This is a genomic window from Micromonospora sp. ATLC20 (assembly GCF_057196585.1).
Window position 1 is genome coordinate 14722 of record NZ_JBXUOV010000035.1, and the last position, 20719, is coordinate 35440.

Annotated in this window: 24 protein-coding genes and 1 riboswitch; of the genes, 5 read left to right on the forward strand and 19 right to left on the reverse strand. The window is 72.7% G+C overall.

The window, feature by feature from the left end; genetic code table 11:
* Positions 1-780: an endonuclease/exonuclease/phosphatase family protein gene (locus AC2CHG_RS10705; protein ID WP_194803367.1), complete on the reverse strand. Its 780-nt coding sequence runs from the start codon at positions 778-780 to the stop codon at positions 1-3.
* 174 nt (positions 781-954) lie between these two features.
* Here AC2CHG_RS10705 and AC2CHG_RS10710 point away from each other — a divergent pair, with 174 nt between their 5' ends.
* On the forward strand, positions 955-1728 hold the full coding sequence (locus AC2CHG_RS10710; protein ID WP_262015762.1) for a sulfite exporter TauE/SafE family protein: 774 nt from the start codon (positions 955-957) through the stop codon (positions 1726-1728).
* Positions 1713-2516, forward strand: coding sequence for a GNAT family N-acetyltransferase (locus tag AC2CHG_RS10715; RefSeq protein ID WP_484524650.1), 804 nt, complete (start codon positions 1713-1715; stop codon positions 2514-2516). Before AC2CHG_RS10710 ends, AC2CHG_RS10715 begins: the two co-directional genes overlap by 16 nt.
* Here the strand turns inward: AC2CHG_RS10715 and def are convergent.
* Complete coding sequence (def, locus tag AC2CHG_RS10720) at positions 2496-3005, reverse strand: peptide deformylase (RefSeq protein ID WP_484524651.1); 510 nt, start codon at positions 3003-3005, stop codon at positions 2496-2498. The two genes, AC2CHG_RS10715 and def, sit on opposite strands and share 21 nt — an antisense overlap.
* A gap of 21 nt (positions 3006-3026) precedes the next feature.
* The gene (locus tag AC2CHG_RS10725) at positions 3027-3524 is read right to left on the reverse strand and encodes a MarR family winged helix-turn-helix transcriptional regulator (RefSeq protein ID WP_393379636.1); all 498 of its coding nucleotides are present in this window, start codon (positions 3522-3524) and stop codon (positions 3027-3029) included.
* Between the two features lie 48 nt (positions 3525-3572).
* Here AC2CHG_RS10725 and pip point away from each other — a divergent pair, with 48 nt between their 5' ends.
* Positions 3573-4520 (forward strand): prolyl aminopeptidase, encoded by a 948-nt coding sequence (gene pip, locus AC2CHG_RS10730; protein WP_484524652.1) that lies wholly within the window; start codon positions 3573-3575, stop codon positions 4518-4520.
* 102 nt (positions 4521-4622) lie between these two features.
* Here the strand turns inward: pip and AC2CHG_RS10735 are convergent, their stop codons facing one another.
* Entirely contained in the window at positions 4623-5816 is a 1194-nt protein-coding gene (locus AC2CHG_RS10735; protein WP_484524653.1) for a chorismate-binding protein, read from the reverse strand.
* A 123-nt stretch (positions 5817-5939) separates the two neighbouring features.
* Between AC2CHG_RS10735 and AC2CHG_RS10740 the strand changes: the two genes are divergently transcribed.
* Positions 5940-6140, forward strand: coding sequence for a DUF5999 family protein (locus tag AC2CHG_RS10740; protein WP_013286363.1), 201 nt, complete (start codon positions 5940-5942; stop codon positions 6138-6140).
* 94 nt (positions 6141-6234) lie between these two features.
* Here the strand turns inward: AC2CHG_RS10740 and gcvP are convergent, their stop codons facing one another.
* Positions 6235-9057 carry an aminomethyl-transferring glycine dehydrogenase gene (gene gcvP, locus AC2CHG_RS10745; protein WP_484524654.1) on the reverse strand — a complete coding sequence of 941 codons (2823 nt, stop codon included), beginning with the start codon at positions 9055-9057 and terminating at the stop codon, positions 6235-6237.
* A gap of 73 nt (positions 9058-9130) precedes the next feature.
* Positions 9131-9222: riboswitch (glycine riboswitch) on the reverse strand.
* Positions 9223-9279: 57 nt separating this feature from the next.
* Positions 9280-10122 carry an NAD-dependent protein deacetylase gene (locus AC2CHG_RS10750; protein WP_484524655.1) on the reverse strand — a complete coding sequence of 281 codons (843 nt, stop codon included), beginning with the start codon at positions 10120-10122 and terminating at the stop codon, positions 9280-9282.
* Positions 10123-10289: 167 nt separating this feature from the next.
* On the opposite strand from AC2CHG_RS10750, the gene AC2CHG_RS10755 reads away from it, so the two are divergent.
* The gene (locus tag AC2CHG_RS10755) at positions 10290-10946 is read left to right on the forward strand and encodes an SDR family oxidoreductase (RefSeq protein WP_355511753.1); all 657 of its coding nucleotides are present in this window, start codon (positions 10290-10292) and stop codon (positions 10944-10946) included.
* Between the two features lie 50 nt (positions 10947-10996).
* On the opposite strand, the gene AC2CHG_RS10760 is transcribed toward AC2CHG_RS10755, so the two are convergent.
* From AC2CHG_RS10760 to AC2CHG_RS10820, 13 genes are all read right to left on the reverse strand, one after another.
* On the reverse strand, positions 10997-11677 hold the full coding sequence (locus AC2CHG_RS10760; protein ID WP_262015771.1) for a DivIVA domain-containing protein: 681 nt from the start codon (positions 11675-11677) through the stop codon (positions 10997-10999).
* A 55-nt stretch (positions 11678-11732) separates the two neighbouring features.
* Positions 11733-12908: a globin domain-containing protein gene (locus tag AC2CHG_RS10765; protein WP_366623518.1), complete on the reverse strand. Its 1176-nt coding sequence runs from the start codon at positions 12906-12908 to the stop codon at positions 11733-11735.
* Between the two features lie 2 nt (positions 12909-12910).
* Positions 12911-13300, reverse strand: coding sequence for a group I truncated hemoglobin (locus tag AC2CHG_RS10770; protein ID WP_484524656.1), 390 nt, complete (start codon positions 13298-13300; stop codon positions 12911-12913).
* A 435-nt stretch (positions 13301-13735) separates the two neighbouring features.
* Positions 13736-14329: a MerR family transcriptional regulator gene (locus tag AC2CHG_RS10775; RefSeq protein ID WP_262015774.1), complete on the reverse strand. Its 594-nt coding sequence runs from the start codon at positions 14327-14329 to the stop codon at positions 13736-13738.
* A 144-nt stretch (positions 14330-14473) separates the two neighbouring features.
* Positions 14474-14938: a bifunctional nuclease family protein gene (locus AC2CHG_RS10780; RefSeq protein WP_036311069.1), complete on the reverse strand. Its 465-nt coding sequence runs from the start codon at positions 14936-14938 to the stop codon at positions 14474-14476.
* A 211-nt stretch (positions 14939-15149) separates the two neighbouring features.
* Positions 15150-15851 (reverse strand): transcriptional regulator FtsR, encoded by a 702-nt coding sequence (gene ftsR, locus AC2CHG_RS10785; protein WP_262015775.1) that lies wholly within the window; start codon positions 15849-15851, stop codon positions 15150-15152.
* 50 nt (positions 15852-15901) lie between these two features.
* Complete coding sequence (gene odhI, locus AC2CHG_RS10790; RefSeq protein WP_007071101.1) at positions 15902-16354, reverse strand: oxoglutarate dehydrogenase inhibitor Odhl; 453 nt, start codon at positions 16352-16354, stop codon at positions 15902-15904.
* A gap of 216 nt (positions 16355-16570) precedes the next feature.
* Complete coding sequence (gene gcvH / locus AC2CHG_RS10795) at positions 16571-16951, reverse strand: glycine cleavage system protein GcvH (RefSeq protein WP_355511756.1); 381 nt, start codon at positions 16949-16951, stop codon at positions 16571-16573.
* Positions 16952-17005: 54 nt separating this feature from the next.
* A complete protein-coding gene (locus tag AC2CHG_RS10800) occupies positions 17006-17938 on the reverse strand; it encodes a DUF881 domain-containing protein (RefSeq protein ID WP_355511757.1) in 933 nt (310 codons plus the stop codon).
* A gap of 10 nt (positions 17939-17948) precedes the next feature.
* Complete coding sequence (locus AC2CHG_RS10805; RefSeq protein WP_007071104.1) at positions 17949-18281, reverse strand: small basic family protein; 333 nt, start codon at positions 18279-18281, stop codon at positions 17949-17951.
* Positions 18278-19258 (reverse strand): DUF881 domain-containing protein, encoded by a 981-nt coding sequence (locus AC2CHG_RS10810; protein ID WP_484524657.1) that lies wholly within the window; start codon positions 19256-19258, stop codon positions 18278-18280. Before AC2CHG_RS10810 ends, AC2CHG_RS10805 begins: the two co-directional genes overlap by 4 nt.
* Positions 19255-19893 (reverse strand): cardiolipin synthase ClsA, encoded by a 639-nt coding sequence (gene clsA / locus AC2CHG_RS10815; protein WP_402806276.1) that lies wholly within the window; start codon positions 19891-19893, stop codon positions 19255-19257. The genes AC2CHG_RS10810 and clsA overlap by 4 nt, the downstream gene beginning before the upstream one ends.
* 307 nt (positions 19894-20200) lie before the next feature.
* The gene (locus AC2CHG_RS10820; RefSeq protein WP_194803349.1) at positions 20201-20671 is read right to left on the reverse strand and encodes a MarR family transcriptional regulator; all 471 of its coding nucleotides are present in this window, start codon (positions 20669-20671) and stop codon (positions 20201-20203) included.
* Positions 20672-20719: the final 48 nt, after the last annotated feature.

Below are 20719 nucleotides of genomic sequence, written 5' to 3' on the forward strand. Positions count from 1 at the left end.
TCAGCCGAGGTCGACGACGAGGGGCCGGTGGTCGGAGATGGTGGCCAGCGGTGTGTGGACGGCGGTGACGGGCGGGAGCCGGTCGAGGCCGTGGCGGTCGGCGAGGATGTGGTCGAGTTGGACGCGGGGTTGCCCGGCCGGGTAGGTGGGGCGCCTCGCGAGGGGCCGCCAGCGGGTGAGTGCGGCGGCGGGTCCGGCGGGCAGGTTGAGGTCGCCGAGCAGGACCCGGGGTGCGGGCAGGGTGCGCAGGACGCGGACGACGCGGCGTAGTTGCCAGACGTTCCAGCCGGGGACGAAGGACAGGTGGGTGGCGGCGACGGTGAGGGGGCCGTGGGGGGTGTCGAGGACGGCGGCGAGCACGACGCGGGGTTCGTCGCGGAGCAGGACGAGTCCGCCGCCGGGGCCGGGTGCGTAGATGGGTGAGCGCACGGGTGCGGCGCGCAGGCGGGTGACCTGCCAGGAGCGGACGGGGTGGCGGCTGATCAGGCCGATGCCGTAGAGGGGTTCGCCGTGGCCGTCGTCGTCGTGGGTGAGGGGGCGGAACTGTTCTCCGGGGGTGCCGACGACGGCGGCGGCGAAGCGGTGGTGGTCGGCGTGCAGGGCGCGGGCGGCGACGGCGGTGAGGTCGAGTTTGCCGCTGCGGGTCTGGTCGCGGTCGACTTCCTGGAGGGCGAGGACGTCGGCGTCGAGGTCGGTGACGGCTGCGGTGAGCCGGTCGGGGTCGACGAGCCCGTCGGTGAGGGATCGGCCGTGCAGCAGGTTGAAGGTGGCCAGGCGCACCTGGACACCCTACGTCGTCGTGGGAGTCTTGCCGGGTGCTGAAGCTGTTGTGCTGTTCGATGCTGGTGTTCGTGGCGGTGGGGTCGGTCGGGGTGTGGTTGCGGCGTCGCCGGGGGCGGTGAGGCTGGCCACAGGTGGCGTTGTCGCTGGTGGTGGCGTGGGCAGAATGCGGCGGTGGATGCCCTGTCGTTGACGACGTTGCTGACTGCTGCCCTTCTGGCCGGGTGGGTGGACGCGGTGGTGGGTGGCGGCGGTCTGTTGTTGTTGCCGGCGTTGCTGGTGGCGGCGCCGGGTGTGCCGGTGGCGACGGCGTTGGGCACGAACAAGCTGGCGGCGATCTTCGGTACGTCGACGGCGGCGGTGACGTATGCGCGGCGGACGAAGCTGGACTGGGCGGTGGCGGGTCCGGCGGCCGGGTTGGCGGTGCTGACGGCGGGGCTGGGTGCGGCGTTGGCGGGTGCGGTGCCGGGCAGCGCGTACCGGCCGGTGGTGCTCGTGGTGCTGGTGGCGGTGGCGGTGTTCGTGCTGGCGCGGCCGTCGCTGGGTGTGGTGGCGTCGCCGCGGCGGCGGACCCCTCGGCGGGTGGTGGTGGCGGTGGCGGTGGCCGGTCTGGGCATCGCCCTGTACGACGGGTTGATCGGGCCGGGTACGGGGACGTTCCTGGTGTTGGCGTTCACGGCGATTCTGGGTTCGGATTTCGTGCACGCGTCGGCGATGGCGAAGGTGGTCAACGCGGGTACGAATCTGGGTGCGCTCGTGGTGTTCGGGTTGACCGGGCACGTGTGGTGGGCGTTGGGTGCGGCGATGGCGGTGTGCAACGTGGTGGGGGCGGCGGTGGGCGCGCGGATGGCGTTGCGGCGGGGTGCCGGGTTCGTGCGGGTGGTGCTGCTGGTGGTGGTGCTGGCGCTGGTGGCCCGGCTGGGTTACGACCAGTGGATGGCGGGCTGATCGCGGTGGCGGTGCGGGCGGAGCACGACCGGGCGGTGCTGGCGGGTCTGCTGGGCCGGGATCCGGTGTTGCACGCGTACCAGTTGGGTGATCTGGACGATTTCTTCTGGCCGTACACGTCGTGGTTCCGGCGTGGCGACCAGGTGGTGTTGCTGTATCACGGGGTGGAGTTGCCGACGTTGCTGGCGTTCGCGGCGCCGGATCGGGTGGCGGATCTGGCCGGGTTGCTGGTGGAGGCGGCGCCGGTGTTGCCGGCGCGGATGTGGGCGCACCTGTCCCCCGGTCTGGAGGCGGTGGTGTCGCGCTGGTTCGTGGTGTCGGAGGCGGCGGCGCATCACCGGATGGCGTTGACGGATCCGGGCCGGCTGGCGGCGGTGCCGGCGGTGGGTGAGCCGTTGGGGCCGGCGGACGCGGCGGAGCTTTCCCGGTTGTACGCGGTGGCGTATCCGGGGAACTGGTTCGACGCGCGGATGCTGGAGACGGGCCAGTACGTGGGTGTGCGGGAGCGTGGCCGGCTGGTGGCGGTGGCGGGGGTGCACGTGTTCTCGCCGCGGTGGCGGGTGGCGGCGTTGGGGAACGTGACGACGCATCCGGACGTGCGGGGTCGTGGTCTGGGCGCGGGTGTGGTGGCGGCGTTGTGCGCCCGGCTGCGCGCGTCGGTGGATCACGTGACGTTGAACGTGCGGGCGGACAACGCCGCGGCGGTGCGGTTGTACGAGCGGCTGGGGTTCTCCCGGGTGGCCGGGTTCACCGAGTGCGCGTTGACGTCAGCGGCCGCGGCTGGGTGAGTCGAACCGGCCGGCGCGGATCTCGCGCAGGGCGCGGCGGCGGGTGTCGCCGCGCAGCGTGTCGACGTAGAGGCGGCCGCGCAGGTGGTCGGTCTCGTGTTGCAGGGCGCGGGCGAGGAAGCCGCTGCCGGTGATGGTGAGCGGTTCGCCGTGCTGGTCGTAGCCGTGTGCGGTGGCGTGCATGGCGCGGGGGGTCGGGAAGTACAGGCCGGGGATGGACAGGCAGCCTTCCTCGTCGTCCTGGAGTTCGTCGGACACGTCCAGGGTGGGGTTGACCATGTGGCCGCGGTGGCCGTCGGCGTCGTAGACGAACACCTGGGCGTTGACGCCGATCTGGGGTGCGGCGACGCCGGCGCGGCCGGGTGCGCCGAGCAGCGTGTCCATCAGGTCGGTGACGAGGGCGCGCAGTTCGGCGTCGAAGCTGGTGACGGGTTCGCTGGGGGTGCGCAGCACGGGGTCGCCGATGATCCGGATGGGGCGCATAGTCATGTCCGGAAGGCTATCCGTTGCTTACCGTTCGCGGGTGTCCGGTGGGGTGTCCAGCAGGCCGGTGTCGGCGATGCGGTCGCGCAGGGGCCGGCGGCGCAGGGCGGCGAGGACCGCGTACAGCTCGTCGGCGAGTGGTACCGGCAGTTCGGTGTCGAGGTTGCGTACGGCGGTGGTGGTGGCGGCCCATTCGGCTTCGACGGCGGGCAGCAGGGCGCGGGCGCGGTCGGTGAGGGTGACGATGCGGTGGCGGGCGTCGGCGCCGGGGCGCAGGTCGACGAGGCCGGCGCGGCGCATCTGGGCCACGGTCTGGCTGGCGGCGGAGTGGGTGACGCCGACGCGGGCGGCGAGGTCGCGGATGGGCAGCGGGCCGTCGGCGACGAGCGCGCGGACGACTGGTGAGTAGCGGGGCCGGTAGTCGGTGAGACCGAGCCGCTGGTGGACGGCGGCGACGTCGCCGTCGAGGACGTCCAGGACGTGGCGCAGCAGGGTGCCGAGGGCGTCGCGGTCGGGGGCGGTCACGTCCACTAATGTAACAGCGCTGTTGTATCTGCTCCGGGGAGGCCACTGATGTATCCACCGATCGAGCCTTACGCCCACGGCATGCTGGACGCCGGGGACGGGCAGCGCGTGTACTGGGAGACGTGCGGCAATCCGGACGGCCGGCCGGCGCTGGTGGTGCACGGCGGGCCGGGTTCGGGCGCGGGCACGTCCTGGCGGCGGCTGTTCGACCCGGCCGCGTACCGGATCGTGCTGTTCGACCAGCGTGGCTGCGGGCGCAGCACTCCCCCGGCGTCGGATCCGGCCACCGACCTGTCGGTGAACACCACGGCGCATCTGCTGGCCGACATGGAGGTGCTGCGCGCGCACCTGGGGATCGACAGGTGGCTGCTGTGCGGCGCGTCGTGGGGGTCGTCCCTCGCCCTGGCGTACGCGCAGCGGCACCCGGGTCGGGTGAGCGCGCTGGTGTTGTTCAGCGTGGTCGCCAACACGAACCGGGAGATCGAGTGGGTGACGCGGGACATGGGGCGGGTGTTCCCGCAGGAGTGGGCGCGGTTCCGTGACGGGGTGCCGGAGGCCGACCGTGACGGTGACCTGTCGGCGGCGTACGCGCGGCTGGTCGACGACCCGGACCCGGCGGTGCGGGACAAGGCGGCGCGGGACTGGTGCGACTGGGAGGACGTGCACGTGTCCCTCGCCGGCGGCTACGCGCCGAGCCCCCGGTACGCCGATCCGGTGTTCCGGTACGGGTTCACCCGGCTGGTGACCCACTACTTCGCCAACCGGGGTTTCCTGCCCGACGGGCAGCTGCTGCGCGACGCGGGCCGGCTGGCCGGCATCCCGGGGGTGCTGGTTCAGGGCCGGCTGGACGTCAGCGGCCCGCCGGACATCGCCTGGCAGCTGACCCGGGACTGGCCTGATGCGCGGCTGGAGATCGTGGAGTCCGGCGGTCACGGCGGCGGGCACGGCATCAGCGAGCGGGTCGTCGCCGCCCTCGACGAGTTCGCCGCCGGCTGAGCCGCCGCCCGCGTAGCCCGAGCCGCCCCGCACGGCCGCTACCGGCCTGCGGAGCCGCCGCGACAAGCCAGGCCGCCGCGAGAAGGCCGGGCCGCCGGCCCGTCAGCCGGCGAGCAGGGCGCGGATCGGGGCGGCCTTGGCGGCGGCCTCGGCGACCTCGGCGGCGGGGTCGCTGTCCCAGGTGATGCCTCCCCCGGCCCACAGGTGCAGCAGGTCCCCGTCGGCGGCGGCGGTGCGGATGGTCAGGCCCAGGTCGAGGCGGTCGGGGCCGACCCAGCCGAGCGCGCCCATGCTCGCGCCGCGCCCGACCGGCTCCAGCGCGCCGACCTGCGCCAGGGCGGCGTGTTTGGGCGCGCCGGTGACCGACCCGCCGGGGCACACGGCGCGCAGCAGGTCGGCCAGGCCGAGCCCGTCGGCGGGCGCCGCCGACACCGTGGACTCCGCCTGCCACAGGTCACACCAGCGGCGTACGGCGAACAGCTCGTCGACGCGCACCGAGCCGGTCCGGGCCACCCGGGCCAGGTCGTTGCGTTCCAGGTCGACGATCATGACGTGTTCGGCGCGTTCCTTGGCCGAGGCGAGCAGGTCGCGGCGGCCGGCTGCGGTGGCCGGGCGGGTGCCCTTGATCGGGCGGGTGACCAGCCGGCCGTGTTCGACGGCGATGAGGGTCTCCGGGGAGGCGCAGCCGAGCGCCCAGCCGGGGCCGTGCAGGGTGCCGCCGTAGCGGGCGCCGGGTAGCGCGGCGAGGCGGGCCAGCGCGGGGCGCGGGTCGCCGGTGTAGCCGGCGGCGGCGTGGCCGACGATGTTGACCTGGTAGACGTCGCCGCGGGCGATGGCCTCGCGGACCGCGCCGACGGCGGCGGCGTGCGCAGCAGGGGTCCAGCTGTCCCGCCAGTCGCCGAGCCGCCACGGCGCGGGGGCCGGTGGCCGGGGTGCGGCCGGGCGGTCGGTGTGGTGGTAGACGACCACGACCAGGTCGGGCAGCGCCGGCGCGGGACTGGGCGCGCCGGGCGACACGCCGATGGCGTACGCGCCGGCGGCGGCGGACAGGTACAGCGCGGCGCCGCACACTCCGGCGCCGGGGTCGTGCCGGCCGGGCCGGGTGAGGTCGCCGCGGTCGACGCCGTGTGCGGCGAGGAAGCGTTGTGCCAGGTCGGCGGGGTCGCCGCCGTCGCCGATCGACCAGTGCAGCCGGGCGGTCTCGACGAGCCGGCGGCGGCATCCGGGTGGGGCGCCGGGGGTATCGACCTCCACCTGTGGGAGCGCTTCCACGACGTCCGGGCCGTTACGGGTCATCCGTTCAGCCCATTCTGGGTGAACATGACGCATCCTTGCTCGTTGCCGCTCAGTTTTCCTTGGTACTGTGCGTCACTGGTCATGTGAACCATGACACAGTGCCCCCACAGTCCGGAGAACCCGATGTGTCAGCACCAGCCCACCTGCCCCTCCGCCGACGCGACCGACCGAGAGGCCGCCCGCGTCCTCGCCTGCTTCCCTGAGCAGGGCTGGAGCCTGCTCTGCAACGGTGTCATCGTCTTCGAGGACACCGGTGAGCTGCTCCCCGACGGGCGCACCATCGCCCCGCACCGGGGTCCGGCCCGCCACGCCCTCGTCGCCTGAGCGATCACGCAGCGTCAGTGAGCGTACGCGCCGGTCACGACCGTCCGGCGCACCGGCCGGGGCGGCGAGAGCCCACCGCCCCGGCGTCAGCCGCTCAGTCCTCGAACGCCTCCGGCGCGGGACACGAGCAGACCAGGTTCCGGTCGCCGTACGCGCCGTCGATGCGCCGCACCGGAGGCCAGTACCGGCCCGCCCGCTCCACACCCGCCGGGTAGGCGCCCACCGACCGCGGGTACGGGTGCGGCCACTCGTCGGCCGACACCATCGCCGCGGTGTGCGGCGCGTTTGACAGCGGGTTGTCCCCCGCCGGCCACTCCCCCGAGCCGACCTTGTCGATCTCCGCCCGGATCGCGATCATCGCGTCGCAGAAGCGGTCCAGCTCGGCCAGGTCCTCGCTCTCGGTCGGCTCCACCATCAGCGTCCCGGCCACCGGGAACGACATCGTCGGCGCGTGGAAGCCGTAGTCGATCAGCCGCTTCGCCACGTCGTCGACGCTCACGCCGGTGGCCTTGGTCAGCGGACGCAGGTCCAGGATGCACTCGTGCGCGACCAGGCCCTTGTTGCCGGCGTACAGCACCGGGAAGTGGTTGCGCAGCCGCGCCGCCACGTAGTTCGCCGCCAGGACCGCCACGCCGGTGGCGCGGGCCAGCCCGTCGGCGCCCATCATCCGCAGGTACGCCCACGGGATCGGCAGGATCCCCGCCGACCCGTGGTTGGCCGCCGAGATCGCCGGCCGCCCGTCGGCGCGCGCACCGAGCGGGTCACCGGGCAGGAACGGCGCCAGGTGCGAACGCACCGCCACCGGCCCGACGCCGGGTCCGCCGCCGCCGTGCGGGATGCAGAACGTCTTGTGCAGGTTCAGGTGCGACACGTCCGCCCCGAACCGGCCCGGTTTGGCGAATCCGACAAGCGCGTTGAGGTTCGCGCCGTCGACGTACACCTGACCGCCCGCGTCGTGGACCTTCGCGCACAGTTGGGCGATGCCGGTCTCGTACACGCCGTGCGTCGACGGGTACGTCACCATGATCGCGGCGAGCGCGTCCCGGTGCTTGTCGATCTTCGCGTCGAGGTCGACCAGGTCGACGTTGCCGTCGGCGTCGCAGCCGACCACCACCACGCGCATGCCGGCCATGACGGCGGACGCGGCGTTGGTGCCGTGCGCCGACGACGGGATCAGGCACACGTCGCGGTGGCCCTCGCCGCGCTCCCGGTGGTAGCCGCGGATCGCCAGCAGCCCGGCCAGCTCACCCTGCGATCCGGCGTTGGGCTGCACGCTGACCGCGTCGTAGCCGGTGACCTCGGCCAGCCAGCCCTCCAGCTGGGTGATCAGCTCCCGGTACCCGGCGGTCTGCGCGTCCGGCGCGAACGGGTGCAGGTGCGCGAACTCCGGCCAGGTGATCGGTTCCATCTCGGTGGTGGCGTTGAGCTTCATCGTGCACGACCCCAGCGGGATCATGCCGCGGTCCAGCGCGTAGTCGAAGTCGGCCAGGCGGCGCAGGTAGCGCAGCATCGCCGTCTCCGAGTGGTGGCTGTGGAACACCGGGTGGGTGAGGAACTCCGACGTGCGGGCCAGCCCGTCCGGCAGGGCCGCGTCGGTGTCGCCGTCGAACCCGTCGACCCCGAACGCCGCCCACACCGCCTGCAGGTGCGCGGGCGTGGTGGTCTCGTCGCAGGAAATGCCGACCCGGTCGGCGTCGACCAGCCGCAGGTTCACGTTGCGCTCGGCGGCGGCGGCGACCACCTCGGCGGCGCGGCCCGGCACGGTCGCGGTGACGGTGTCGAAGAACGCGACGTCCGCGACCCGCACGCCCCCGGCGCGCAGCCCGGCCGCGAGCCGCGCCGCCGCCTCGTGGGTACGCCGGGCGATGGCGCGCAGCCCGTCGGGGCCGTGGTAGACGGCGTACATGCCGGCCATCACCGCGAGGAGCACCTGGGCGGTGCAGATGTTGCTTGTCGCCTTCTCCCGGCGGATGTGCTGCTCGCGGGTCTGCAACGCCAGCCGGTACGCCGGGTTGCCGTCGGCGTCGCGCGACACCCCGACCAGCCGGCCCGGCAGCATCCGCTCCAGGCCCGAACGCACCGCCAGGTAACCGGCGTGCGGACCGCCGAAGCCCATCGGTACGCCGAAGCGCTGGGTGGTGCCGGCGGCGATGTCGGCACCGATCTCGCCCGGCGGGCGCAGCAGCGTCAACGCCAGCAGGTCCGCCGCCACGGTCACCAGCGCGCCCACGCCGTGCGCCGCGTCGACCAGCGCCCGGTGGTCGCGGACCGTCCCGGACGCGCCCGGGTACTGCAGGTGCAGGCCGAAGAACTCCGCCGGCAGGTCGTCGCGCTCGACGTCGACCACGCGCACCTCGATGCCGAGCGGCTCGGCGCGGCTGGCGATCACCGCGACGGTCTGCGGCAGCGCGTCGGCGTCGACCACGTACACCGGGCTCTTGCTCTTGGACGCGCGGCGGGCGAGCGTCATCGCCTCGGCCGCGGCGGTGCCCTCGTCGAGCATCGAGGCGTTCGAGGTGGCCAGAGCGGTCAGGTCGGTGACCATGGTCTGGAAGTTCAGCAGCGCCTCCAGCCGGCCCTGGCTGATCTCCGGCTGGTACGGCGTGTACGCGGTGTACCAGGCCGGGTTCTCCAGCACGTTGCGGCGGATCACCGCCGGGGTGTGCGTGCCGTGGTAGCCCAGGCCGATCATGGACACGGCGACGGTGTTGCGCGACGCGAGGGCACGCAGCTCGGCGATCGCCTCCCGCTCGCCGGCCGGGGCCGGCAGATCGAGGGTGCCGTGCCAGCGGATCACCTCGGGGATCGCCGCGTCCATCAGCTCGTCGACGGAGCCGTAACCGACGGTGTCCAGCATCCGGCGCTCGTCGTCGCGGCCGGGGCCGATGTGCCGGTCGGCGAACTGCTCTGCGGTCATGCGCTGCGCTCCTTGGTGGGGCGAGGTCGACGGGTCGGCCTCCCCCTGAGTCGCGCTGACGCGCTCCACAGCGCCTGCCCACGTGGTCCTTTTGCCTGAGAGGTTCCGGGGAGAATCTGCCCCTTCGGCGCCGCCGGGATCGGCGGTCTCTCCCACGTGGGTGGTACCGGCACCTCCCACGCTACCAGCGGGCGTGTTTCCGGCTCATGTCCCGGGGGTTGATCACACCGGCGCCGGAGCCGTCGCGCACCGGTCGGCCAGCGCGCACAGGGTCGCGCCCAGCGGCGCGTCCAGGCGCAGCGCCGCATACCCGTCGCCGCGGGTGACGCCCTGGTTGACGATCGCCACCGGGATGCCGTGGCGGGCCGCCCGCAGCACGAACCGCCGGCCCGACATCACCGTCAACGACGAGCCGAGCACCAGCAGCGCCCGGGCCCGCTCGACGAGCGCGAAACAGTCCGCGACACGTGGGGCGGGGACCGTCTCGCCGAAGAACACCACGTCCGGTTTCAGCATTCCGGCGCCGCACAGCGCGCAGTCGACGGTGCGGAACCCGGTCACCGCCTCGTCGGGCAGGTCCACGTCACCGTCGGGGTTGACGCGCGCCACCCGCGCGTCGAAGCCCGGATTCGCCTCCGACAGGCGCCGGTGCAGCTCGTCGCGGCCGGTGGCGTTGCCGCAGTCCAGGCACGTCACCTCGTCGAGGCGGCCGTGCAGTTCGATCACGCCGGTGGCGCCGGCGGCGGTGTGCAGCCCGTCGACGTTCTGCGTGATGATCCCGCCGAGCAGCCCGGCCGCCTGCAGCCGGGCCACCGCCCGGTGCCCGTCGTTGGGTGCCGCCCGGGCGATGGTCTGCCAGCCCAGGTGGCTGCGCGCCCAGTACCGCCGCCGGGCCAGCGGATCCCGGGTGAACTCCTGGTACGTCATCGGGGTGTGCCGGCGCGCCGCGCCGCTGGGCCCCCGGTAGTCCGGGATGCCCGACTCGGTGGACAGGCCCGCCCCGCTGAGCACCACCACGTCCCCGGCCGTCACCAGCCGCGCCAGTTCCTCGAACGCCTCACTCACCCGTCCATCGTCCCTCGCCGCGCCGCTCGCTGCCCCTCCCCGCCCACCCCTCACTGCGTCGATCATGAGGTTGGCGGTGGTCGGGGCCGGCGTGTCGGGCCGCCAACCTCATGATCGACGAGGCCGGTCGCCCGGCGGGGCTGCCGGGTCCGGGCTAGGTTGAGCCCATGCGCGTCGTCATCGCCGGAGGGCACGGAAAGATCGCCAAACTGCTGGAGCGGGAACTGGCCGGACGCGGAGACACCGCGCTCGGACTGATCCGCAACCCCGACCACGCCGCCGCGCTGCGCGCCGCCGGCGCCGAACCCGTCGTGTGCGACCTGGAACACACCGACGCCGGCACCCTCGCCGCCCACCTGGCCGGCGCCGACGCTGTCGTGTTCGCCGCCGGCGCCGGACCCGGCAGCGGCGCCGGCCGCAAGGACACCGTCGACCGGGGCGCCGCCGTGCTGCTCGCCGACGCCGCCACCCGCGCCGGAGTACGCCGCTACCTGCTGGTCTCCTCGATGGGCGTGGACGCCCCGCCGTCCGAGGGCACCGACGACGTGTGGGCGGCGTACCTGCGGGCCAAGAAGGCCGCCGAGGACGACGTCACCGCGCGGGACCTCGACGTGACGGTGCTGCGGCCCGGCCGTCTCACCGACGACGAACCCGGCGGCCGGATCACCCTGGCCCGGCACGTCGAACCCGGCGCGATCAGCCGCGCCGACGTGGCCCGGGTGCTGCTCGCCCTGCTGTACGCCCCGGCCACCGCCGGGCACACCCTGGAACTCGTCGGCGGAGACACCCCCATCGCCGACGCGATCGCCGCCGTCACCGCCTGACACCCGGCCGGCGCGCCCGGCCCGCGATCACCCGCGGGCCGGGACACCGGTCAACGCTGGTGCCGCGACAACGCCGGCTGCGGCACGCCCCCGCCGCCCTGCGGCAACTCCCGGGCGATCCGCTCCATCGTGCGCGACAACTGCTCACTGCCGTCGTCGAGGTGCCGGGCCGCCGCCTGCATGTGCGAGATCATCATCTCGCCGAAGATCCGCAACGCCTCACGCGTCGCCACCGAGTCGTCGAAGCCGCTCCCGGCCGCGCTGCGGTACTCCGTCACCGCCCGCTCGGCCTCCCGCTTCGCCTCCTCCGCCGCCGCCCGCATGTAACTCTCGTACTGGGTACGGGCGTACTCGGCGACCCGGCGCGCGTAGTCGTGGGCCTGCGCGATGATCTGCTCGGCCTCCCGCTGCGCCGCCGACAACAGGTTGACCTCCTTCGCCGCCGGCGCCACCGCCGCCTCCGTGCTCGGGATCACCCCGTGCCGGTGCAGCTCCAGATGGTCGTTGAGCCGCTCGTTCTCCGCCCGCAGGTTCGCCACCTGCGCGGCCAGCAGATCCAGCTCGTCGGCCACCTGCAACCGGAACCGGTCCACATCGGTCTGGTCGTAGCCGCGGCGGGTGAACGCCGCCGACCCGAACTCCCACCGCCGCACCCGGTCCGAGGTCAACCGCACCTGCACCGGACCGGACACCTGCTGCGCGTCGTAACTGCTGATCGGACCCGCGCTCACCGGCACACCTCCGTTCGCGACTGCGGGGCTCGCAACACCGGCTCACTCCTCGCGCTCACCGGCTCACCTCCGTCGTTCCCGGCCCGTCCGCACCGGTCATCGTCCGCCACGCCGGGCCGTACCAGTGCTTGCCGTAACCCTCGTGATGCACCTGACCCGGCTGGAACCCGGCGCCGGTCAACGCCGCCACCGAATGACCCACCATCTCGTCCGAGCCGCACACGTACACGTGCCGCGACCGCCAGTCCCCGTCGGCCAGCACCCGGTCGGCGATACGCACCGACTCACCCGGCCGGGCCGGATCCGCACCGGCCACGTACGACACCCGCAACCACGGATGCGTCGCCGCCAGCTTGTCGATCGCCTCGCTGTCGTAGAACTCCATCCGCGACCGGGCACCCACATACAGATCCACCCGCCGCCCCGAACCCTCCGCCGCGACCTGCTCCACCAGCGCCTTCACCGGAGCCCAGCCGGTACCACCTGCGAGCAGCAGCAGATCCGACGCCCCGGCCTGCCACAACGTCAACCGGTCACCCACCGGCGACGCCAGGTGGATCTGGTCACCGGCCGCGCACCCGTACACCAGACGCGACGACACCACACCACCCGGCGCCGCCCGCACGTGCAACTCCACCGTGCCGTCCGGCCGCGGCGCGTTCGCCGGCGAGTAGTACCGCCACGACCGCACCGCCGGATGCGACACCCCGACCGACTGGCCGGGCGTGAACGGCAGCAGATACTGCGGGCGTACGGTCAGCACCGCCACGTCGAACGTGCGCTGCTCGTGCGTCAGCACCTCCGCCACCCACCACGGCGGCGACTTCGACTCCGCGGCCTGCGCGCCCTCGGTCATCACCTGCGCCACCAGCCCGTACGCGGCGGTCCAGTCGGCGGCCAGCTCCTCGGTCCACGCGTCGCCGCAGAAGTGCCGCAACGTCGCCAGCAGCGCCTCACCGACCGCCGGGTAGTGCTCGGCCCGCACCGCGAACTTCCGGTGATCCGCGCCGAGGTCCCGCAGGAACCCGACCAGCCGGTCCACCTGGTCCACGTGGGACACCACATGCCCCAGCGCGGCCACCAGACGGTCCCGCTGCCCGGCCATGTTCGTGGGGAACATCTGCCGGGTCTCCGGATGCGCCAGGAACAGCGTCGAATAGAAGTAGAGCGGCACCTGGTCGCCGTGCGCGGCGACCAGGGACCAGCTCTGCTTGAGCCGTGCGACGTCCACGCTCAGGCGTCCCCCGCCGACACGACCTGCTCCCGCACCTGCCCGAGCACGACCTGCACGTCGGCGATCACGTCCGCCGGCACACCCAGCTCCACCAGCGTCGCGGTCAGGTGCTCACCGACCTTCGCGTAGTGCCCACCGGTGATGTTCAGCGGCTGGTGCGCCTCGTCCAGCCCACGGCCCGCGTACTCGTTGGGGCCGCCGAGCACCACCGCCAGCATGAGCGCCAGGTGCCGCCGCTGCTCCACCATGTCCACGTCGGTGAAGTAGCCGGCCAGATCCGGATCGGCCAGCACCTTGTCGTAGAACAGCTCCACCGCGGCCTTCACCGCGGCCGCGCCGCCGATGCGCTCGTAGTGGGAGATCGGGGTGGTCTCGCTCGTCACCGTCATGCTCGGTCCTTCCACCAGGGGTCCGCGGGCAGCGCCGCGGCAGGGGCTCGCCGTCCGGCGCGGCGTCACACAGCGTTCCACCGTGACGTCGACACGCCGACGACCGGAACGGACCATAGCGCGCCCGCCGGCACACTTCACGACCACCCTGTGCCGATCCCGAGAACTGTCAATCACGGACAGTGAACGACACGGCGCGAATCGGTGGACGCACCGCAGCCGGCCGGACACGAGCCGTCAACATGGACGACGTACCGTCCTTTTCGGACATCCCGTGCGCGCGTGCCGTGACCTGCGACGACTCACACCCGCCCCGGCCCGCGCCGTCCACCCGCCCCGGCCCGCCGGAAAGGACCACACCCCGTCACCAAAACACGAATCGCGCCACACCCTTTTCGGGCGCGGCGCGATCCCGTCAACGAGACGCGACGCAGGTCACCCGGCCCGGCGCCGCGCCCGCCGCGCCGCCAGCTCGTCACCCACCGACTCCGAGTCCGACTCCGCCTCCACCGCCGGCACGGCCGGCTCCTGCCCACCCACCGGCTCCGCCGGCAGATGCGACAACGAGCCCTGGATCTCCTTGAACGCACCACCGATCGCGATGCCGAACACGCCCTGGCCGCCCTGCAACAGGTCGACCACCTCCTCCGGCGACCGGCACTCGTACACAGTCGTCCCGTCGGAGATCAACGTGATGCCCGCCAGATCGTCCACCCCACGCGACCGCAACGCCTCGATCGCCTTACGGATGTTCTGCAACGACACCCCGGCGTCCAGAAGCCGCTTCACGACCTTCAACACCACCAGGTCGCGGAACGAGTACAACCGCGACGTCCCCGAACCCGACGCGTCCCGCACACTCGGCACCACCAGGGCCGTGCGCGCCCAGTAGTCGAGCTGCCGGTAACTGATCCCCACCGCCGAACACGCGGTCACACCCCGGTAGCCGACCTCGCCGTCACCGGCCGGATCGGGCCCCACACCCGCCTGCTGTTCCACACCCGGACCAGGATCCCGCGGCTCGTGCATCGGACCAACCTCCCCGCGCCCGTGGCGGTGCCGCGTCGATTCCCCGTACGCGCACCACTCGACACGGCAACCCTAACGCCGCCCCCCGCACTTCACCCGCAGGAGACACCGCGACACGCCGCGCCACCACCCGGGCGGAACACCTCAACCCGCGAAGTCCTCCGGACGCACCTGCTCCAGGAACTCCCGGAACTTCTCGACCTCGTCCTCCTGCTCGTCCGGGATCACGATCCCCGCCTCGCTGAGGACCTGCTCCGCACAACGAATCGGAGCACCCACCCGCAACGCCAACGCGATGGAGTCACTCGGCCGCGCCGACACCCGCACACCGTCACCGAGGAGCAGATCCGCGTAGAACACGTTCTCCTTCAACTCGGTGATCTCCACCGCCCGCAACGGCGCCTGCAACGCCGTCAGCACATCCCGCAGAAGATCGTGCGTCAACGGCCGGGCCGGCTTGACCCCCTGCTGTTCGTAAGCGATCGCCGTCGCCTCGACCGCGCCGATCCAGATCGGCAGATAGCGGTCCCCCTCGACCTCCCGCAGCAGGACGATCGGCTGGTTGCTGGGCAACTCCACCCGAACTCCGACCACGCTCAGCTCGCGCACCGCCGCCTCCGTGTCGTCGTCACCTTGCACCGCGCCCTTCCCTGCACGGTACACGGACCAGGACACGGGAGTCCCACGCGCTACGTGCACCACGCCTCGCCGGACGGGCATACCCCGGCAAGCCTACGACACGCTCCGCGGACCAGATCTTTCCGCGCCCACACACGACGAAGGGCCGGGCGCACACCGCACCCGGCCCCTCGCACCGACCTCACCGGCCCAACGTCGACCGCAGCCCCACCCGCACCAACGCCGCGTGCAACCGCTGCGACAACGCCACCAACTCCCGCGCCGTCTCCGCCGCCCGAGCCCGCGCCGCCGGATCGCTCTGCCGCGCCAACGGCGCCACCAACTGCGCGAACAACCCGACCTCACGATCCGCCGCCGACCGGTACGCCCGCAGATGCCGAGGCTCCAGCCCGTACGCCGCCAGACCCGCCACCGCACTCGCGATGATCAACGCATCCGCGTCGTACCACCCCGGCGGATCCGACACCAGCACACCCAGCCGCTCCAACTCCGCGAGCGTCGACTCCTCCACACCACTACGAGCGATCAGACCCGCCCGGTCCAGCCGCACCTCCGACGACTCGACCGACTCCACCGGCTCCCGGCCCGGAACCTCACCACCCGGACCCACAGCCACCAGATTCGGCCGCCCCCGCCCCGGCGACGGACCAGACCCGTCCCACCGGGCCAACTGCTCCCGGATCACCCGCAACGGCAGGTACTGATCCCGCTGCGCGGTCAACACGAACCGCAACCGCGCCACATCGTCCCAGCCGTACTTCCGATAACCCGCCGGCGTCCGCTGCGGCTCCACCAGGCCCTCGGCCTCCAGGAACCGCAACTTCGAGATCGTGACGTCCGGAAACTCCGGCCGCAACTGCGCCAGCACCTCGCCGATACTCATCAGCGCAGGCGCCCGCGCCGCCCCGGACGGCGTCGAAGCCGCAGGCTCGTTCACCCCCGGCCGGCCTCCTCCTCCGGGCGCGGACCGGCGATGAACACCACCCGGAACTTGCCGATCTGCACCTCGTCACCGTTGCTCAACGTCGCCGCCTCGACCCGCTCACGATTCACGTACGTGCCGTTCAGGCTGCCCACATCCCGCACCGTGAACGTCCCACCGTCACGGTGGAACTCCGCGTGCCGCCGCGACACCGTCACGTCGTCCAGGAAGATGTCACTGTCCGGGTGCCGCCCACTCGTCGTCACATCGTGGTCCAACAGGAACCGGGCACCCGCATTCGGACCCCGGCGAACCACCAGCAACGCCATACCCGGCGGCAACGAACCGGACATCCGGCTCGGCACCACATCGGTGTCCGGGCCCTCCAGCACTTCGTCGAGCGAGCCGAGATTGAGCGTCGAAGTGACGTCGAGCGGGGGGAACTCGTCGTCTGGGCGCGTCATGGGACCACCTCACGGATCTGTTCGGTCGGCGTCAGGGAATGGCGGGTCTGGCCGCCGGGCAACACCACACCCGGCGGCTGGCTCCCCGTGCCCGGGAAGGCGCATTCCGCAACGCTCAAACTATTGGTTCTCGGTCGACTGGGCGAGCCTAGCCAGCGCCGAAATGCAGGGCAACCGGACGCGCGGAACCTCGCCGCCGCCCGGACAAGCACGAACTCAGCTCTCGGTGAGCTCGCGGTACGCATCAGCGGTCAGCAGACCCTCGACCGCCGCCGGATCGTCCGGAGTGATCTCCACCAACCACCCCGCACCGTACGGATCCGTGTTGATCACCTCAGGGGTGTCGGCCAGCGCCTCGTTGCGCGCCGTCACCGTGCCACTCAGCGGCGCGTAGATCTCCGACACGCTCTTCGTCGACTCGATCTCGCCCAGCGACTCACCAGCCGCCACCGCCGCACCGGCGTCCGGCAGCTGCACGAACACGATGTCACCCAGGGCGTCCTGCGCGAAGTGCGTGATACCGACGCGGACGACACCACCGTCACCACCGACCACCCACTCGTGCTCGGCGGTGTACCGCAGATCCTCAGGAATCACCAACTGCGTCCTTCGTCATCGGTGCACCGGAGAAACCGGCGCGGCCGCGACCGGTCACGAGACCGGCCGGGCGTGGTCCAGCTTGATCGGCGCGTGCAGCTGCGAAACCTCCACAACCTCACGATCCTCGGAGGTCACGTTACCGCCGGCCTTCCCCACCGATGCGACCACCCCGCCGGGAATGTTCAACGCCGTACGCATCGTCGCCGGATCACCGATCACCATGATCGTGAACGGACCCGTCAACCGCCGCCCGTCCACCACCAGCGCACCGTCCGGCCCGTCCACGAAATACGTCGACGCGATGATCCGCGCCGCCGTACCGTCCGCGCCCTGGATCTGCATCGCCTCCGCGCCCGCACCCCGCAGTTCCTGCACCGCATCCAGGATCCCCGCCGACGACACCGCCTCGGCCGGCCCAGAGAACCGCACCTCAAGACCCGGACCCACCGCCGGCAACGTCCCCGCCAGAATGCCCAGCTCGTCCGCCCGCCGCGTCGCCTCCTCCAGCGCCGCCTGCCGGCCCTGCTCACCCGACCGCAGCTGCCGCTGACTCTCCTCCAGCAACTCGATCTCCTGGCGCAGCCGCCGCTCCCGCGAATCCAGATCCGACGAGATCCGCACCAGGTCCTCCTCCCGCGCCGCCGCGAGCGTCGGATCCGTCGACGTCGTCTTGAACTGCACCACCAGCGTGAAACCCAGCAACGCCAGCAACACCGCGATCATCGCGCCCGCCGACGAGAACCGCCGCGCCACCGACGGCGCACCCGCCGCCGCACCCGGCTCCGGCTCGGACTCCGGCACCGCCTCTCGCTCCGCGGGCTCCACCGCCTCGTCCGGCACCGGCTCCACCGGCGCCAACGGGCTCAACTCGTCCGGATCGGGCGCGTCCGGGCGCGGATCCGGCTCACCCGCCGGACCCGACGGCCGCGCCGGCTCCCCCGGCCGCGGCCACCCGGTACCCGTCTCCCTGTGTTCCTCGCTCATCGCCACAAACCTACGCCCGGAACAGGTGCCGGCGGATCGCCGCCACGTTTCCGAAGATGCGCACCCCGAGCACGACCACCACACCCGTGGACAACTGACCGCCCACGCCCAACTGGTCACCCAGGTACACGATCAGACCCGCCACCAGCACGTTCGAGATGAACGACACCACGAACTGCTTGTCGTCGAAGATCCGGTCCAGCTTCGCCCGTACCCCACCGAACACCGCGTCCAACGCGGCCACCACAGCGATCGGCAGATACGGCTGCAACGCCGCCGGCACCGTGGGGTCCAGATACACCCCGAGCACCACACCGGCGAGCAACGCCAGCACCGCGATCATCGGCCACCTCCCGAAGGGCTGGAAGAACCACCCGGGCCGGACGACCCGGGACTCGGCGAACCGGCGGCACCCGAACCCGACGGGCGCGCACCCGCACCCGCACTCGCGCTCGGACCCGGGGTCGCCGGAGGCTCGGCGTAGCGTAGCCGCGGCTGCGGCGCCGCCGGCAGGGTGAGGTCACCGACCCGCTTCACCCCGAACGACAGACCCGTCTTCCGCGCCACCTCACGCATCAACGCCGCCGCCCGGCTCTCGTCGAACCGGTCCCGCATCGACCGCGGCCCGATCGCCTGCACCTCGTACGGGCCCGTCACCGGCCGGTAGTCCACCAGGATCGCCTCACCCGCCGACCGGATCGTCGACGTCGCCGTCAACCGCTGGCCGTTCACCGCCACCGCCTCGGCGCCCGCCGCCCACAACGCGTTGGCGACCTTCTGCAGATCCGAATACAGCACCCGCGACGGACCCGCGTCCCCGTTCGTCACACCGTCCTGGTCCGCCGCCGCGTCGGCCAGCCGCACCACCACGCCGTCCCCGCGCACCCGGGCCAGGCCCGTACCCGCCTCCAGCGTGCGCAACCGGGACGCCTGCGAACCGCTCAACGTCGCGTCCCGCTGCCGGCTGACATCCTCGCGCAACTGCTCGGCGCGCTCGGTCAACCGGTCGGTCTCCGCCTCGCGCCCCTTGATCTCCGCGACCAGACCCGCCCGCGCCGTCGCGCGGCTCGGCTCCTCCGCCATCGTCTCCCGGTACGCCACCGCGAACAGGAACCCGATCAGCGCCAGCACCAGCAGGCTCACCGGCCGGCCGAGCACCTCCCGCACCCGCGACATCGAGCCCGTCGCCCGGCGCGCGGCCGCGTCCCCGTACCCCGGGTCCAGTGGATTGCGGAACAGCTCGGTCAGGAAGTCCGGCGCGTACACCCGGTTCGAGGGGTCGCGTTCGTTCTTCCCGTCCCGCGGCGGCGAGGTGGTCATGCCGGTGCCTCCGTACGCCGGGCCCGCATGGCCCGCACGAGACGGCTCGCCTGCACCACGTACATCGCGCCGGCGACCCAGTAGAGGACCAGGCCCCACCAGGCCAGCCCCCAGCCGATCGCGCCGGCCGCGGTGCCGGCGTCCGGCACGGCGTCTGCGAGCAGCAGGATCGGGAACGCCGCGAGCAGCAGGAACGTCGCGGTCTTGCCGACGTAGTGCACCGGCGGCGGGCCGTAGCCGTAGCGGCGCAGCACCCCGAGGGACACCAGCAGCAGGAGTTCCCGGGCCAGCAGCGCCCCGGTGAACTGCCAGGGCACCACCTCGCGGGCGGTGAAGGCGAGCAGCGTGGCGAGGATGTAGAGGCGGTCGGCGAGCGGGTCGAGCAGCTCACCGAGCCGGCTCACCTGGCCCAGGCGGCGGGCGATCCAGCCGTCCACCCAGTCGCTGGTGCCGCCCACGGCGAGCACCGCGATGGCGGCGACGTCGGCCCGGACCACGAGGAACAGGTAGAGGAAGATCGGCACGCCGACGAGCCGGACGAAGCTGATCAGGTTGGGCAGCGTGAGGACGCGGTCTCCCACGACCGTGGCGGTCCCGGAATCCGGTTGCTCCGCTGGAGCCGGCCGACGCGACACCGAACCCTCCCTTCGCAGCACGGTCCGGCAGCCGGATGAACGGCCGCTGGAGGGACGTGCGCGTTGCCGGCCGGTCAGACGCCGGCGCCCTCTGTGATCCCGGGCTGGGACCTCCCCGACGCGGCCCGTCCTCGTGGTGATCACGGGCCGCCCAGTTGCGCTGCCACTATATCGGGCTCGCCCTTCTCCCCCGGACGCCCGCTGCGCCGTTGCTCAGTGGTGTCACGGTGGCGACCGTCACAACCGCTAAGGCGTCCTAGGACACTAGTTGAGCAGTGGAAGGAAGGTCGGACGGCGGTGCGAGCGGTCAGGCGGTACGGGCGGTCGAGTCCGAGCCGGCCTGCGGGGCGGTGGCCGTCGCGGCCTGGCTGAACGCCACCAGCGCCAGCAGCAACTCGTGCTGCACCCGGTTGGGCATCCGGTCGAGCACGGCCTGCACCGCCCGGTGCCGTCTCTCCTGCAGGTCGCGCAGCAGCGTGTCGGCGGCAGCGGTCGGGATCAGCCGCACCTCCCGCCGGTCGCGCGGGTCGGCCACCCGGCGCAGCAGGCCGACCGCCTCCAGGCGGTCGCAGAGCCGGCTCGCCGACGACGGGACCACGTCCAGCAGCTCGGCCAGCCGGTTCACGTTGGTGTCCGGATGCGACACGATCAGCGACAGCACCCGCAACTGGGTGGGCGAGACGCTGACGGTGTGCCGGGAGGTCGCGGAGTCGAGCACACCGATGAGCGCCTCCGCAGCCGACTCGATGGCCGCGGCAAGATTCGGAGGTCGCTCCACTCGCTGTCCCCTGCGATCGTCCCGCTCGTGTTCGCTCCGCCGGCCCGC